A 15,702-nucleotide genomic window follows, 5' to 3' on the forward strand; every position below is an offset into this window, starting at 1 on the left:
ACGTCGAGAATCCGGCAGCATGGGAGCCCGGGCCGCTCAGGTCCGCGGTGGGTCGCCTCGGTGTCACATCCGCAGGTACTTCTCGGTGTCCTCGGCGAAGTCCTCCAGTGCCTGGTCGGTGAGTGTGGGACGGGTCTGCGCGATGGCCTGGAGGTAGTCCTCCGTGCCGGCCGGAGCGCCCTGCCCCTGGGCGACTTCGCGTTCGAAGGCGGTCTGGGCGCCCTTTCGGGCGGCGAACTCGATATCGGCCGGTGTGAACATTTCGCTCGCTGCTACCAGACGGTGGAGATCGACATGGCCGGTGGCGGGCCCGAGGTAGCGCCGCCAGACCGCTGAACGGGCCTCCGGATCCGGCGGGCCGACAGGGATGACGTAGTCGAAACGGCCGGGGCGAAGGAACGCCGGGTCGAGGGAGCGAACTGAGTTCGTGGCACAGATCAGGAGCCGGTCGTCGTGGTCACGGAAGCCCGGGATCAGCTTGAGCAGTTCGTTGGTGACGCCGTGGCTGGGATCGGCAGCCGTACCGGAGCGGACAGAGGCGATCTCCTCGACCTCGTCGATGAAGAGCACCACCGTCTCCAGCTCGGCCAGCTCGCCGAACACCTCCCGCAGTGAGGCCGCCAGTCCTCCCTCCCCGGTCGAGGCAAGCCGGGAGGGGAAGAGTTCCACGAACGGCCACTGCAGCCGCGAGGCAACCGCCCGGGCGAAGCTGGTCTTCCCGGTGCCCGGCGGCCCGAAGAGGATGACCGCCTTCGGCGGCCTCACCCCGTACTGCTCGGCCAGCACGGGCCGGGCCAGCGGCAGCACGATCCGCCGCTCGATGGATTCCTTCACCGCTTCCATTCCCGCAAGGCTGTCCCACAGACCCCCGGGAAGTATCCGTCCCCCCAGCTCTGCGAGCAGGCCCGCATCGCTCGCACCGAGATGCTCGACCTTCTCGTAGAAGACGAGCCCGGCCCGGGAACGGTAGCCGGAGTTCTCCAGCGCGGCGCTTCCCGTCGCGCCCGGCGTCAGGAGCGCTCCGATCCTGCGGACGCCCTGCGCCCGCAGGCGCCGCTCGAGCTCGGCGACCAGGGAACTCCCGACACCGCGGTTGCGCCATGTCCCGGCAAGGGCGACCAGGGTGATCCAGCCCCTCTCGCCGCACGCCTGCGCGACGGCCACACCCACCAGCTCGCCCCCGACCACCGCCACCACGGCCGGCCCTCCGGACCTGGCCGCAGTCACGACCTCCGATACGGGGAAGACGGCAGGCGCCTCGTCCGCCTGCTGGTTCTGGTCCCAGATCTGGATGGCCCGGTCCAGATCATCGTCGTGGAAGTCCCGCAAGCGCCACGCCGGCATCACAGCCACCTCCGCGAACGGGGGCCGCACCACTCCTCGGGGCAGGGCGTGATGCTCCCCGGCCATGAACTCTTTGCTCCATTCTCCGCATGCACGCCGCCCGAGCGCACATCGAATGGGCCCGACACGGGCGCTGGCCCCCTGCGATGCCCGGCTGTACCGGGCCCATGGGCCGTCCCCTGCCCGGGATCGGCTTCCGTCCGCTTCGCGCGCCTGAGGCCGCTTCACCGGTAGGCGGCGGACCATGGCCGGCACCGACGCCCGTCCGATGATCTTTCCGCGCACCCCCGGCGCAGCCCACAGCCGGTGCGCCGGCCCACCAGGAAGCCGCATCCCCGCAGGCGCATCCCCGCACCCCGCGCCTGCTCGGCATCGATCTGTGCGACGACCTGATCCGCATCGTCCGACTCCGCACCACCGACAGCACCGGCCACCTCGCCTACATCCCGCGCGAGGGGCCGAACTCGCGAAACGATTCCGCGCCGCTCCCACGCGTGGCCGTCAGGAAGGCTGGACCTCGTCGAAGAGGGCGAGGGCTTCGGAGGGGTCCGGGCTCACGAGGCGTTCCAGACCAGCCATCGTGATGTTCGCCCACCTGTCGGCTCGTGCCCACATCTGTTCCTCGAAGGCACGGACGGCCTCGTCCAGATCTCCAGGGCCGCGGGCGGCGACGATGGACTCGGCGAGTTCGGCGCCTTCCAGCATCGCAAGGTTCGCGCCCGCCCCCAACGGGGGCATCAGGTGGGCGGCGTCGCCCAGTAGCGTCGCCCCGGAGACGTGGGCCCAGGTGTGGGGCACGGGAAGGGCGTAGAGGGGGCGGTGGACGAAAACGGTGCCGTGGCGGAGGAGGTCGAGAACGGGCGCGGCCCAGCCGTCGAACAGAGCCAACAGGCTTGACCGCATGGTCTCGACGTCGGCCAGGCCCAGGCCCTCGCGCCGGCTCAGGCCCGTATGCCGGTCCGGGTTCGTGTACCAGTCCAGCGGCACGCGGAACTGGGCGTATACCTTGACGTGACCGCCGCTGTTGCGCTGGGCGACGAGCGCGCGGTTCACGCCGTACACGGCCACGGAACCGTCGCCGACCAACCGGGCGAGGTCGGGGTGGCGGGTGTCGATGTCGTCCAGGGAGGTCTCGACCAAGGTGACGCCGGTGTACTGCGGTGTCGCGGCCGAGACCGCCGGGCGGACCCGGGACCAGGCACCGTCCGCGCCGATCACGAGGTCGAACATCCCCTGTCGCCCGTCCGCGAAATGGACCAGCACACCATCCCGGCTCTCCGGCACTACCTCCGTCACGACCCGCCCCCACTGAACGTCCAGAGGCCCGAGCAACAGGTCACGGAGTTGCCCGCGGTCGATCTCGGGATTGGCCCGGTCACCTGGACGAGGTTGCCAGTCGCGGAGGACGGTCCCGTCCGTGTCCAGGATGCGCATGGCCTGCCCCTCGGGGCGGGACAGCGCCTGGAACTCCGCCAGCACTCCCGCCTTCTCCAGCGCCAGCTGGCCCAGCCCCTCGTGCAGGTCCAGCGTGCCGCCCGCGGGACGGGCGTCGCGGGCGGGGTCTCGTTCGAGAACGGTGACAGGGTGACCATGCCGGTGCAGGACGCGGGCGGCGGCAAGGCCGGCGGGGCCGCTGCCGATCACGGCGATACGGGGTCTCATGTCGATACAACGTACGGTCCCTGACCGAGCCGGTCCCGCCCCGTCACCGAACCGAGACAACTGCGTGAGCCGGCGAACGGATGATCCGCGTCGTGCTGCCTCGGGAGCCGGGGGACGAGACAGCGTTCCGCATTGCGCAGCGAAGAGCGGCGCGAATCCGCACTGCTTGTTCCCCAGCTCGTCACCGCACTGGGACGGCCCCCTGGATGCACGGCGCCCCGCCGAACTCCCCGACGAGGTTGACCACGCCCTTGCCTCCAGGGGCGGCAAGACGCGGATGGTCGTCATCAACCCGTTGTCCCGGCTCCATCGGGGGGCGGGCCACCACGCACGCGGCCCGTGAAGAAGCCGTTGAGAACGCCCGTCGCGATCTGCTTGCCCTCGCCCTGCGAGCGTCTCTGCCAGTCGTTGATCAGCAGGTGGAGGGTTTCGGCCAGCGGCGGCACCGGTGCTCCAGCCGGTTCCACGGCAGCGGCAAGGACAGAAGCCGGCGGCCGGCCGGTCGTCAGTGGCCGGGCAGTACGTCGACCGGGCCGATGTACGCCTGGGTCGCCTCGTCCGGGAGCCGGACGGCCTGCGCCCAGAAGTAGATCAGCAGGCTGAACGCGGCGATGATCGCCATGTCCCACCACAGGGGAATGACGCCGGTCGCACCGCAGGACACCTTCGACGCCGGTCCTCCGCTGCAGTAGCCGCCCTGCCAGGAGATCAGGCCCAGACCCACCAGATACACCGGCAGCCACTGGGCGGACCGCCAGTCCAGTCGTGGGGCCCTCGGGTTCAGCCTGAGGAGTGCCGAGCCGCCCAGCAGCAGATATCCGAGGACGATTGCCAGGCCGAGTCGCCACAGGGTGTCCCAGCCGGCCCAGTAGATGATCAGGTTGGAGACGACGAAGGCGACGGGGGCCCAGAACAGACCGCCGGGCAGCCGGTACGGGCGGTGCCGGTCCGGGTCCTGCTTGCGCAGACACCCGAGAGCGAGCGGCGCGCCCGCGTACATCAGCACGCTTGCGGAGGTGACGAAACCGACCAGCTTCTGCCAGGTGGGGAAGGGCAGGAAGACGATGAGCCCGACAAGGAAGGTGAAGAGCAGACTGAACCAGGGAACCCCGCGCGCCGTCGTCCGTTCGAAGACCGCGGGCACATAGCCGTTGCGGGAAAGCCCGTACGACACCCGGGAAGCGGCGGTGGTGTAGATCAGGCCGGTACCGGTCGGTGAGACGACCGCGTCGATGTAGATCAGCACGGCGAGCCAGCCGAGCCCGGCGGACAGGGCGAGTCCGGCGAACGGGCCCGCCTTGTCGACGAAGGTCAGATCGGCCCAGCCGTGAGCGAAGGAACTCTGTGGCAGAGCCCCGATGAAGACCACCTGGAGCGCCAAGTAGACGAGCGCCCCGATGAGGATCGAGCCGATCACCGCCCGCGGGATGTCCCGTGCCGGGTTCCGGCTCTCCCCCGCCAACTGGTCCGCCTGTTCGAATCCGAGGAGAGCGAAGATGATTCCGCTGGTGCTGATGGCGGACAGCACGCCCTCGACGCCGAACGGGGCGAAGCCCTGGTGGCCGAAGTTGCTTTGGTGGAAGGTGGTCCCCGCCAGGACGGCGATGGTGAGCAGGGGGATGGCGAGCTTCCACCATGTGGCCGCGCTGTTGGTGTGGGCGAGCCAACGGATGCCGAAGAAGTTGACGAGGACGAAGAAGGCCATGAAGGCGACGGCCAGCCCGTATCCGGCGGCGGTCAGCTGGTTCTTCTCCGTCTGTACCCAGGTGGCGTGGACGCTGAGGTAGTTCAGCGACGCCATGACCTCGATCGGTGCCGTGGCGACAGCCTGGAGCCAGGAGAACCAGCCGAAGGAAGCCCCGGCGACGCTGCCGAAGGCGTAGTGCGGGAAGCGCGCGGTGCCGCCCGAGACCGGGTACATGGCCCCCAGCTCCGCGTGGACGAAAGCCAGAACGGTGATCGCGAGGGCTCCGATCCCCCAGGAGACGAGGGCGGCCGTCCCGGCCACCTGCGCCGCGAACAGCGCGCCGAACAGCCAGCCGGATCCGATGATGGACCCCACGGAGGCCCAGATCAGTCCGATCAGGCCGATGTCTCGCCTCAGCCCCGGTTTCCGGGACAGCTCGGGTGCGGCCGGCGTCGGCATCTGACAGGCAACCTCGCTCCGGTTTCGACGGGACACACGCAGCCGTTCCGGCGCGTCCGTCGGCATCCTCTCCCTATCCCGGTGCCGGCCCGGCCCGGCCCACTCCGGCACGGCAAGAGTTGCTCCGAACGGAGGCCCCGGGAGGCAGCGGGCCACTGCGGTACGGCTGGGCCGCCGGCCCTTGCGAACAGCCGCCTTTCAGCCCCCGGCCGGCGGCACGGCGGGCCCGCCCCCACCACCGTCGCCGTCGGACGGGTACCGGTGGCGCCGGGCCGCTGATGCACACAGCACCAGCGCGGCCCCGATCGCCACGAGATGCTCCGTGCCGGCCAGATTGGGCTTGACGATCACCTCGACGATCAACGCCACGACCACCAGCGCCACGGTGAACCACGCCCCCGTACACGCACAGACGCAGACCGCGAGCCCCGTGACCGCCACCGACGGACCGGTGTCGACGATCCGTGCGTCCGAGGCCGGCAGCCCGAGGAGGCCCTCGGGTCCGACGGCGATGCCGAACCGCGCGTAGAGAGTCCCGGCGAGAGTGCAGACGTAGGCGATGACGAGGGTACGCGGCCGGCCCAGAGTGATCTCCGCGACGCCGAATACGACCAGCACCTGCGCCATCGCGCCCCAGACGGGCAGGCTGAGCGCGGGCACGAAGAGCGAGAGCGGGGTACGGAGGAGGGCGAGCCAGAGAGGGTCCTCGGCCCGGACGAAGCCGATGTCCCGGATCAGGCCGTATCCCCAGCTCTGGTCCTGGACGATCTGGCAGAGCGCGATGAGACAGACCGAGGCGAGCGTCAGCGGGACGGCCCGCCACCCACGGGTGGCCAGGGTCGTCCGCACGGTCGCGTAGAGGGGTCCCCACTCGCGCCGGGCGAACGAGGCAGCCATGTTCAACGGCGAGTCTCCAGACGTCTGCGGTGCAGCCACTTCGGCAGTCCCGGCGCCTCCAGGAAGCCCTCGGCACGTGCGCTGGCGAGAGCGATCCGCGGCAGATCGGTGCTCTGGGCGTACAGCAGGAAGCGGGGCTCCCAGATGGGCCGGTACTTGGCGTTGGCGTGGTACAGCGACTCGATCTGCCACCAGCGGGAGAAGAAGGTCAGCAGCGAACGCCAGAGCCGCAGCACCGGGCCCGCGCCGATCCGGGAGCCGCGTTCGAAGACCGCGCGGAACATCGCGAAGTTCAGCGAGACCTGGGTGATACCGAGGTCGCCTGCGCGCCGGATCAGTTCCAGCACCATGAACTCGAACAGGCCGTTGTCAGAGTTCCGGTCACGTCGCATCAGGTCCAGGGAGAGCCCGTCTGCGCCCCAGGGGACGAAACTCAGCAGGGCACGCGGCCGGCCTGCTGTATCACGACAGACCAGCATGATGCAGCGACCGTCCTGTGGATCGCCGAGACGGCCGAGCGCCATGGAGAATCCCCGCTCCGTCGCTCCGTCACGCCAGTCGTCGGCCAATGCGATCAGCTCGGTCATCTCGTCCGCCGACACGTCCTCGTGCCGGCTGACACGGACGGTGTATCCGGCGCGCTCGATACGGTGGTGTGCCTGGCGGACACTCCGTATGGCACGGCCCTCCGTGGTGAACTCGCCGATGTCGACAATCGCCTCGTCGCCCAGTTCCAGAGCGTTCAGTCCGTGCCGGGTGTAAATGATGCCGCCCTCTTCGCTCGCCCCGATCACAGAGGGTGTCCAGCCGTGCTCACCGGCCTGGACTAGCCAGCGGTCGATCGCTCCCGGCCAAGCCTCCGGATCGCCGATCGGATCACCGGACGCGAGCGAGACCCCGCCGACCACTCGGTAGGCGACGGCCGACTTGCCCGACGGCGACCAGATCACGCTCTTGTCGCGGCGAAGGGCGAAGTAGCCGAGGGAGTCGCGGTCGCCGTGCTGCTCCAGCAGCACGCGCATCTCTCGCTGGTCCTCTTCGGTCTGCGGGTCGACGGCGCGGCGGGATCTGAAGGCCGCGTACAGGACCAGCAGGATCAGCGCCGTACTCATCAGATTGATCAGCACATTGGCCCAGCCGGGGGTGGCGATCCCCTCGAAGCGGATGTCGTCGTAGGCGAGCGAGAACATGCGCAGCACGCCGTAGTGCCAGCGCTCCAGGAAGTCGGAGCGCCCGGCGTCCGGGGCGGTGTTGCTCACGGTGACCATGGTGGTGGCAAGCAACGATCCCACCGTCAATCCGACCACACCGACCACCGCCGCCAGTTTCGGGTTGGCGCGGTCGCCCTTCGCGTGGAACTCCCGCCGCCCGGCGAGCATGGCGGCGACGAAGAACGTGGTCAGCAGGACCGCGATCCAGTTCTCGACGTGCTGCCGGTACACCGGCAGTTCCAGGGCCAGGGCCGTCAGCACCAGCGTCAGCCCGGCCAGGGCGAGGTTGAGGATCCAGGCGGCACGTTTGCGCCGCCGCATGGTGATCGCCAGAAACGCGGAGAGCACACCGGAGAAGAACCCGGCAGTCAGCAGATAGGGCGTGAAGAACTCGTCGTCGTTGTGCCGCCGGATGTCGTTTCCCAAGGACACCCACACAGCGCCGAGGAAGTTGATGAAGGCAACGGCCCGCAGATACCAGACCGCTGAGAGGTATCCGCGCCGTGACCACTCGCTGCGGTCCGCGCCGGGTTGCGGACTCCGTCGGACGCGCCCCATACGAACGACCCTAGGTGTTGCGGGGCCCTTGGAGGCGCTCCGCGGAGTGCGGTGAACGGGTGAACTCGCCAAGGCGGGCCCGGACGCGTTCAGCGCCGCGTACCGGGCGGCCGAGACGGCGGTCGCCGTGTACATCGGCGTCGAGCGCCGCGGACGGCGGCGTACGGCGGTGCAACCGACGGCGCGACGGCCCCTCGCCGTCCCATACGGCGTATTCGGCCTTGGAAGTCGAGCACTTCCTGCTCGACGTGCTGCCGGAGGATTTCGACCAGCCTTAGGGCACCACCGGCGAGGCTCTGCTCACCCTCACCCTCACCCTCACCCGTTGGACTTTGATGCACATTCCATTGAGCCCTCTTTCTGTCGCATAGCAGGTTCGATCCGACGTCCGTGGGTCGAGGTAGTGCTCTGCGGTGTCCAGCCTGGTGGTGACCACCAGTGGTCTCCGGAGGCCTATCGGCTCCAGGTTCCTCCGGACTCGGAGGCCAGCGCGGACGTGCTGACCCAATGGTGGCTCAGAGCCTCCGCGACGACCGGGGCAGGCATCTCCAGCACGTGCTGCCCGATCGCGGCAGTGCGGCCGGCGGTGACGGGAATGCCGCTGTCCTTGACAAGGGCCCCAAGGACAGCGAGGTGGATCGGCTGCCCGGCTCGGCTGTCGAGGAACAGCCACCGGCAGGCGTGGTTGGTCGCGGCGTTCATATTGTCCTGGCTGGCGATCCAGCGGAACAGGAGCTCCGCGAGCGGGTCGGCACGGGAGATGGCGGCTCGCCGAACCGCAGAAGGGTCTGGTGTTCGGAGCGGGTGATGTCGTCCAGTGTGGGGCGGACGACGCGGCTGGGCGGCTGAGCCCCGTCTTTCGTGGGTCGCTGATTCGGCTGGAGAGCGGGGCCGGACACTATCCGGCACGGGCACGTCGACGTTGGTCCGAGTGTGTCGATGACTTCCCGGGTTCCCGCGGCCACGGCGGAACGCCCCCGTATGGAGTGCGTGATCGAGCCCGTGGTGACCGAGCGTTCGGGCGCTATGCCCGTCGCTGCCGAGTTTCTTGCGCCGCTGGATGTTGTGGGGATCATCGATGCCCTTTGGCCGCCCGATCCCTGGGCGGAGCTGACGCACGATCACTGACGCACGATCAGGTGATCGAGGTACGGTGGCCAACCGGGAGCTGGCCCGCCAGGCCGCGGCCTCCCGCGACGAAAGCAAGGGTCGGAAGACCCGCCGCTGCCGCTGGACGCTCGCCCGGTGATCCGCAGGTGGTCACGCCGGGGGACGACCACCGGGGAATCGTCGCCCGGGCGGCCGTGGGAGCTCGATGAGAGCTGCTCGACATAGCGATGAGTTTTCCCGGCCCGGCCGGTCTACCGTTCGTCAAGTGATCAGAAAGCGCGAAGCAGGAGGAGCAACGTGAGCCAGTTGCTGCGGGTCCAGAACTTCACCGTCTCGGGCGACGGGTTCGGCGCCGGCGAGGGCCAGAGCCTCGAGAAGCCGTTCGGCCATGCCGATCCGGGGCACATGTTCGCCTGGGCCATTGCCACCGACCACCCACCCATCAACCGCTCCGAACGCGGCGGCAGCCGAGGTCTGGACGACTACATCACGCGGGACTACGCCCGCAACATCGGCGCCGAGATCATGGGCCGCAACAAGTTCGGGCCGCAGCGCGGGCCCTGGCAGGACCACGAGTGGCAGGGGTGGTGGGGTGACGAGCCCCCGTTCCACATGCCGGTGTTCGTCATGACGCACCACAAGCGCCCGTCGTTCACGCTCTCCGACACCACGTTCCACTTCGTCGGCGGTGACCCGGCCGCGGTGCTCGCCCAGGCGAAGGAGGCGGCGCAGGGCCGGGACGTCCGGCTTGGCGGTGGGGCCACGGTCATCCGGCAGTTCCTCGAAGCCGACCTCGTCGACACCCTGCATGTGGCGGTCGTGCCGACGAAGCTCGGATCCGGGGCCCGGCTGTGGGAGTCCCCCGATGAGCTGCTCGATCGGTTCCACCAGGATGTCGTGCCCAGCCCGAGCGGCGTGACGCACCACCTGTTCTGGCGGAAGTGAGGCCGGACCAGCCGGCCGACGCGGGTTCCCTCACCAGCACCAGCGGCATGGAAGCCGCTCAGTGGCGTCCTGGCCCCGCATTTCGCGGGTCGCTGCGAGTGAGTGCTGTTCAGGTCTGCAGCCAGCGTGGACGCCGCACGTCGAGCCCCAGCAGATCAAGGAGGTCGGCCTGGACGACCCGGCTGAGGATGATGACGGTGGGCGGGTCGGTGCCCCCGCGGATGCGTAGCTGCATCGAGTGCAGAGCCGTGCTCGGTGGAGCTTGTCCTCCGTCCAGCAGCGAGAGCATCGTCCGCGGTGGCCCAGGCAGCCTGCAGACCGGCGCCCGGACAGCGACGGACCGTGTCCCGGGCCAGTTCGCCCTTGGTCGCGAAGCCTCGCTCGTCGGGGACCTACGCCGCCTGGCCCGAGCCGTTCAGCGACGTAGTCACGGACGTCGTCACGCAAGGAGTCCTCGTCCCAGGCACTGCTGTTCAACAGCTGCCGGAAACCGTCCGGGGCGGTGGCCCGCCCGATCCGCGAGTCGCCGGTGTTCTTGCGTGTCGCCCGCCCAGCAGGCCACGGACGTGGGCACGCATCCGCCACCATGGATCAGCCCGACCGAACCTGCCCGCCACCCGCGCGAAAGCCGACTCCAACTCAACGGCCCGCAGTCGACTTCAGTCATCCCATCCATACCCGGGCAACGACAATCACCAGCTCAGCACACGAACCGCTGCTGGAGTACCGAGATCCGTCAGTGGTCGTCGTCGAGCACCAGCATGATGTGCTCGTTCTCGGCGTACCAGACCGTCTCGGTGCGCCGGAAGCCGTGCTTCTCCAGCAATCGCACGGAGCCAGTGTTCCCGAGGAAGGGATCGGCGTGCAGGGGGCGGGCCTTCTCTCGCTCCAGGAACAGCGCCAGCGCCCGCGCACCGATACCCCTGCCCCAGTACCGCCGACCGAACCAGTACCCGATGAAGCGCCGGTCCTCGTCCCACCACGCCACAAGGTTGCCCGCCAGTACCCCGTCGACGGTGACAGCCTGCACGAAGACAGCCGGGTCCCCGAGGACCCTGGTCGCCCAGTGGGTCATGAAGGCATCCCGTTCCCGGGGCGGGAAATTCGACCGCCGCGCGGCCTCCGGGTCATGCTCCTGCGCGAAGAACACCTCCAGATCGGCCAGTTCGACATCTCTCAAACACACCTGGTCACTCATGCCGCGGAGTCTGCCACCGACCACTGACAATCCCGGGGGCCGCTGCTCGCCGCCCATGCCCGTGACCGAAGAGCGGCGCCCGATGGCGAGGAAGTCACGCTCGACGCACCGGGCTCGCTGCATTCTGTTAGGGCGCGTATCGGTTCGTGACCCATGATCATCGCAGCCCGCAGGGCGGTGCCCGTCGAGTGCGCGGGGCCGGTGATCTGCGGCTGCGCCGTATGGGCGCGAGTGACCGTTCCAGTCATTCCACGGGGTGGGCTGCTTGGTGGCGGAGGCGACCTGTTGGGGGTTTTTGCCTGTGTTCGCGCCGATACTCGAATGATGGCGGGCGGTTGTGCGTGCAACTGCGGGGCTGCCGGGTCGGGTGTAGGCAGGAGGTATGCAATTGTGGCGGCGGTTCACGCAGCGTCTTCGACCAAGACAGGCCGGTGACGCCCTGCTGGCACTCCCGCTCGGCCTGATCGTGGTCATCGTGCTGGTCGACGTACTGGCGGCCCGCTTGCCCCTGGGGCCGTCGCTGCTGATCGTGGCGCCGGCGCTCACCGCATCCTTCGCCTCGACCCTCGTCACCGGGGCGATCGCCGCCGTCGCGGTGGTGGGCATGCTCATCATCGGCCTGGACTCCCACCTGCTCGGCACGGTGGACTTCGGGTCACAGTTCTTCGCCCTGCTGGTGGTATCGGGGGTCGTGACGGTCTTCTGCTATCTGCGCGAGCGGCGCGCCCGTGAGCTGGCGCTGGTACGGATGGTGTCGGAGGCCACCCAGAGGGCGGTGCTACGGCCGCTTCCGCGCCAGATCGGCCCGCTGCGGGTGGCGTCCATGTACCTGGCGGCACAGGAACAGTCCTTGATGGGCGGCGATCTGTACGCGGCCATTCGCACCCCCACAGGTACGCGGCTGATCATCGGCGATGTGATGGGCAAGGGTCTGACCGCGATCAGCGACGCCGCCCTGTTGCTGGGGGCCTTCCGGGAGTCCGCGCACCGCCAGGCCGACTTGCCTGAGCTCGCGGCCTACCTGGACCACAGCGTGTGCTGGAACCTGGCCGAGCCGTCCGAGGTGGAAACGGCCGGAGAGTGCTTCATCACCGCCGCACTCCTCGACATCCCCGACGCGCTGCCACTCATCCACGTGGTCAGCTGCGGGCACCCGCCCCCTTTGTTGCTGCGCGCCCGGCAGGTCTCCGCGCTGCGCGCCACCAAGCCCGCCCCGCCGCTGGGTCTGGGCGAACTGACCGCTGCCGTCTACCACGTCGACACCTTCGCCTTCGAGCCCGAAGAGCTGCTGCTGCTGCACACCGACGGGGTGATCGAGGCCCGGGATGCCCGAGGCGCCTTCTACCCGCTGGCCGAGCGCGCCTCCTCCTGGACCCTCCACAGCCCTTCCGCGCTGATCCGTCACCTGCGCACCGACCTGCTCGCCCATGTCGGTGGCCACCTGACCGACGACGCCGCCGTGATCGCCGTCCAGCACACCTTCCGCCAGACACCCACCGTGGTGCGTACCACCGATGACAGCGCCTGACTGAACGGACACGCGGTCCGGACCTCGGCACGTCAGCGTCCGCGCGCGTGACAAAGTACTGCTCTCCCGGCGCGGCGGCTCGTACGGCTACGGCGGCCGGCACCTGCCGTCCGGCAAGTTCGCCCTGCACGAGTCTGTCCGAGGACATCATCGAGTACCCCCGGGGGCCATGATCAGGCCGACGTTCCCAAGTGGCCCCGGACGGGCAGACTGCCGCGGGAGGAGGACGGCCCGTGGTGCTTGCCACCCGTACGGCCTGGTCTGCCTCCAGATAGCGCTCCTGCACCGCGACGGCACCCCCACCCGTGGGGGGCTCGGCCGGGCGTTCAAGGACGGCGCGTACGTGGTCGACGAACACGAATACGCGGCCTGGCCCACAACCCATTCGCCGCGTACGTCCTCGACATCCACCTGTTGCGAGCCGACGCCTGCGCGTACATGACGACGGACCACCCCAAGCACGAAGCCGGGGCCGGCCGGCGCATGGTCTCGGTCTCCAAGAAACCCCGGCCACGCCTGCGGGGCCACTACGCCGCTCGCTCGGTTCGAACGGTTCCACGGCGCTCGCGGCATCGGCCTCGACCCACGTCCCCTGGGCTGCGGTGCACCATCCGAGAGTGACGCATCGATCTCCCCCGCAACCTGATCAGGGGCGCCGCCGCTCCCCCGGCACAGCCCCGTCCCCTCCCCCGTACGAAGGAGCGTTGCCGTGCAACCGATGGCCTTCAGCGAACTCACCCGCGCCGTCGGCAGGGTACTGGCCGACATACCGGACCCCTCCGCAGGCATCAACCAGCCGGCCGCGTACGACTCACGGCAGGTGAAGTCGGGCGGCCTGCCCCTCACCTCACCCCGGCCGCCACCGCCACCCACTGCCTCGTCCTGGAGATGGGCGCCCGCAGTCTCGGCCACATCCACAACCTGACCCACATCACGCCGCCGGACATCAGCGTCCTGACGAAAGTCTGCAGTCTCTATGCCTGCGGCAACGAGCCCGGGACGACGGCGTCGAGGATCAGGCGCTGGAATTCGACCGGCTCCAGCGCCTCCACCTCCCACTGTGGAGGCGCTCCTCGCCGGATGGTGCGACGGTTCCGCCGGCATCGGCCTGGATCAGGTCCTTGTCATAAACACCACCATGTGGCCCGGGGGATCCGGCACGCGGGGGCGCAGGCCTGCGGTTCCGTCGACTCGCGAGGAGTCCCCGATCGGGATCGAAGAGGTCGGTGGTCTCGTCAGATTGCTGTTCCTGGGCTGCACTGTTCACACCTGCTGCGATCGCGGCAGCACAAGCAGAAATAAAAAGGAGGAGGCTACCGAGCACGTATTCATGGGCAAGGCCGAAAACGAGGGCACTGGGCAGGTAGGAGGCGGAAAGAATGAGTTCGTGCCGTGCGGAATGATTACGGGTGGACCGAATAAGGAGAAAGAGCGCGAGGGCAGGAAGGAGAAGCAACGCGGAGGCGATGCTGCTCAATGCGTGGTCGGGAATGGAAATGCCACCTTTCGAAAGGCTGTCCTTGCCCGACCGGCCGCAGATGTCGCTCGGCCACCGGGCGCCGAAACGTGTTTGCGTACCGCCTTCCGGCTCACGCCCGTATCTCGCGCGATGCCTGAACGGTTCGGGCGGCAGGTCCCCATGACGTGGATTCGTTCATACGAGCCGAGCCCTGGCCGACACTCCAAGAGCCTCGGGAAGACGGCTTGTACGGCATCGAACTCGTACGGCATCGACGACGCGGCTGTACTTCCTCGGTCTGGACGACAGTAAATGCGTTCATCACGGGCAAGGGATCGTCCCGGCCTGTGAGAAGGTCTTCGACAAATAGCCGCCCAACAGCGAACCGCAGATGCAGGCCGTCCTCGACAAGCCGGCCGCGGCGTTCGGCACCGTGCCGTCAAAGCCTTACGCACATGACCACGTGCTTCTGCACTGCTGTCATATTTCTTCATCCGTACCGACCGGGTTCGAAGGACGTGGCGCCCGCCGGTTCCGTACGGCGACTGGCAGGGCGGCTGCCGCCCCCCGTTCCCGTTCCGCCTGTTCGGGATGCCTCCGCTGCCAGTAGGGGTTGTCGTGCGAGAGCTTGCTGGAGACCCGGCCGTACATGCCGAACGTCGCAATGACCAACCCCATGATGAAGCTGAAGATCACGTTGATCAGGCCGAAGCCGAGGAAGTTGGCGGGGCGGTCCAGGACGAAGGTGTGGAAGAAGCCGCTCAGAACGAACAGTCCGCCGACCGTCATATTGAGAGTGGAGGCGAAGTTGCCGCCGACCACAGCTCCTGTGAGCAGAGCCAGACCGACCACGGTGGAGATGACGCTGAGCGTGACGTTGGTGGTCATGCCTGCGATCGTGTCGCCGGCCGTGTCGAAGGGTCTCAGAGCGTCGGCGAAACCCAGACCGGCGAATGCGAGCAGGACAAGGCCGCAGAAGCCTGCGCCGTAGCGGTAGACGGTGGCCAGATGGTGATCGACGGGGAGTTCGTCCTGTAGCTTCATGCCCTTTCTTCGCTGGTCACGTTCGCATCGGATGCAGTGCCCGCTGCACCGGCGGCAGGCCTGCCGCCACGACGGTGATCACTTCAGTTCGAGTCCCGACGGAGGATGGCAAGCTCTCGGTTCATCTCGTCGAGGAACCGGACGACAACCGCTAGTTCGTCGGCGGTGAAGTGGCTACGCGCAGCGTCGGTACTGCGGGCCAGCGGCCGGAAGTAGTCCCTGGCCAGATCCTTGGCCGCCCCTGCATAGTGCAGGTGCACCACGCGACGGTCGTCGGCCGCTCTCACGCGCCGAATGTGCCCCGTGCGCTCCAGCCGGTCGAGGCAGGCCGTCACCGCGCCGGATGTCAGGTTGAGCTGCTTGCGCAGGCGGCCGGGCGTCATGGCTTCCTCCGACGCAGGAGCGTTGGCGTCCAGGATGGCGATCAGGGCCTGCACATCAGTGAGATGCAGGCCCTGTGCCTGGGCGAATTCCTGGGCGATGCGGTTGAACTCACCGTTCATTCGACGCAGCAGGACAGCGAAGGACTGCAGCCCCGTCGGGTCGTCTTCAGGCGGAGGAGAGGGCGCACCGGAACCGATCATGCCCCTACTATAAGAT

14 protein-coding genes and 1 pseudogene are annotated in these 15,702 nt (G+C 68.6%); 4 read left to right on the forward strand and 11 right to left on the reverse strand.

Annotated features, from left to right (window positions below; translation table 11 throughout):
- Positions 1-63: 63 nt before the first annotated feature.
- From AB0D53_RS38520 to AB0D53_RS38550, 7 genes are all read right to left on the reverse strand, one after another.
- Positions 64-1,344, reverse strand: coding sequence for a GNAT family N-acetyltransferase (locus AB0D53_RS38520; RefSeq protein ID WP_362454063.1), 1,281 nt, complete (start codon positions 1,342-1,344; stop codon positions 64-66).
- Between the two features lie 501 nt (positions 1,345-1,845).
- On the reverse strand, positions 1,846-3,006 hold the full coding sequence (locus AB0D53_RS38525) for an NAD(P)/FAD-dependent oxidoreductase (protein ID WP_362454026.1): 1,161 nt from the start codon (positions 3,004-3,006) through the stop codon (positions 1,846-1,848).
- Between the two features lie 287 nt (positions 3,007-3,293).
- Positions 3,294-3,452 (reverse strand): hypothetical protein, encoded by a 159-nt coding sequence (locus AB0D53_RS38530; RefSeq protein ID WP_362454027.1) that lies wholly within the window; start codon positions 3,450-3,452, stop codon positions 3,294-3,296.
- A 59-nt stretch (positions 3,453-3,511) separates the two neighbouring features.
- Entirely contained in the window at positions 3,512-5,152 is a 1,641-nt protein-coding gene (locus tag AB0D53_RS38535; protein WP_362454028.1) for an APC family permease, read from the reverse strand.
- Between the two features lie 198 nt (positions 5,153-5,350).
- Positions 5,351-6,049, reverse strand: a complete 699-nt coding sequence (locus AB0D53_RS38540; RefSeq protein WP_362454029.1) for a hypothetical protein — start codon at positions 6,047-6,049, stop codon at positions 5,351-5,353.
- 2 nt (positions 6,050-6,051) lie between these two features.
- Positions 6,052-7,818 carry a phosphatidylglycerol lysyltransferase domain-containing protein gene (locus tag AB0D53_RS38545; RefSeq protein WP_362454030.1) on the reverse strand — a complete coding sequence of 589 codons (1,767 nt, stop codon included), beginning with the start codon at positions 7,816-7,818 and terminating at the stop codon, positions 6,052-6,054.
- Positions 7,819-8,271: 453 nt separating this feature from the next.
- Positions 8,272-8,520 carry a hypothetical protein gene (locus AB0D53_RS38550; RefSeq protein ID WP_362454031.1) on the reverse strand — a complete coding sequence of 83 codons (249 nt, stop codon included), beginning with the start codon at positions 8,518-8,520 and terminating at the stop codon, positions 8,272-8,274.
- A gap of 288 nt (positions 8,521-8,808) precedes the next feature.
- On the opposite strand from AB0D53_RS38550, the gene AB0D53_RS38555 reads away from it, so the two are divergent.
- A complete protein-coding gene (locus tag AB0D53_RS38555; protein WP_362454032.1) occupies positions 8,809-8,946 on the forward strand; it encodes a hypothetical protein in 138 nt (45 codons plus the stop codon).
- Between the two features lie 279 nt (positions 8,947-9,225).
- On the forward strand, positions 9,226-9,873 hold the full coding sequence (locus AB0D53_RS38560) for a dihydrofolate reductase family protein (protein WP_362454033.1): 648 nt from the start codon (positions 9,226-9,228) through the stop codon (positions 9,871-9,873).
- Between the two features lie 109 nt (positions 9,874-9,982).
- Here the strand turns inward: AB0D53_RS38560 and AB0D53_RS38565 are convergent, their stop codons facing one another.
- Together AB0D53_RS38565 and AB0D53_RS38570 are read right to left on the reverse strand one after the other, a co-directional pair.
- On the reverse strand, positions 9,983-10,108 hold the full coding sequence (locus AB0D53_RS38565; protein ID WP_362454034.1) for a hypothetical protein: 126 nt from the start codon (positions 10,106-10,108) through the stop codon (positions 9,983-9,985).
- 501 nt (positions 10,109-10,609) lie between these two features.
- Positions 10,610-11,071: a GNAT family N-acetyltransferase gene (locus AB0D53_RS38570; protein WP_362454035.1), complete on the reverse strand. Its 462-nt coding sequence runs from the start codon at positions 11,069-11,071 to the stop codon at positions 10,610-10,612.
- Between the two features lie 382 nt (positions 11,072-11,453).
- On the opposite strand from AB0D53_RS38570, the gene AB0D53_RS38575 reads away from it, so the two are divergent.
- Positions 11,454-12,599, forward strand: a complete 1,146-nt coding sequence (locus tag AB0D53_RS38575; RefSeq protein ID WP_362454036.1) for a PP2C family protein-serine/threonine phosphatase — start codon at positions 11,454-11,456, stop codon at positions 12,597-12,599.
- Between the two features lie 1,742 nt (positions 12,600-14,341).
- Positions 14,342-14,494: pseudogene (locus AB0D53_RS38580) on the forward strand (IS110 family transposase); the annotation flags it as partial.
- A 44-nt stretch (positions 14,495-14,538) separates the two neighbouring features.
- Here AB0D53_RS38580 and AB0D53_RS38585 read toward each other — a convergent pair.
- Together AB0D53_RS38585 and AB0D53_RS38590 are read right to left on the reverse strand one after the other, a co-directional pair.
- Complete coding sequence (locus tag AB0D53_RS38585; RefSeq protein WP_362454037.1) at positions 14,539-15,102, reverse strand: DUF4383 domain-containing protein; 564 nt, start codon at positions 15,100-15,102, stop codon at positions 14,539-14,541.
- Positions 15,103-15,185: 83 nt separating this feature from the next.
- Complete coding sequence (locus tag AB0D53_RS38590) at positions 15,186-15,686, reverse strand: MarR family winged helix-turn-helix transcriptional regulator (protein WP_362454038.1); 501 nt, start codon at positions 15,684-15,686, stop codon at positions 15,186-15,188.
- Between the last annotated feature and the right edge of the window lie 16 nt (positions 15,687-15,702).

The organism is Streptomyces sp. NPDC048295 (genome assembly GCF_040652135.1).
In the GTDB taxonomy this organism is placed as follows: domain Bacteria; phylum Actinomycetota; class Actinomycetes; order Streptomycetales; family Streptomycetaceae; genus Streptomyces.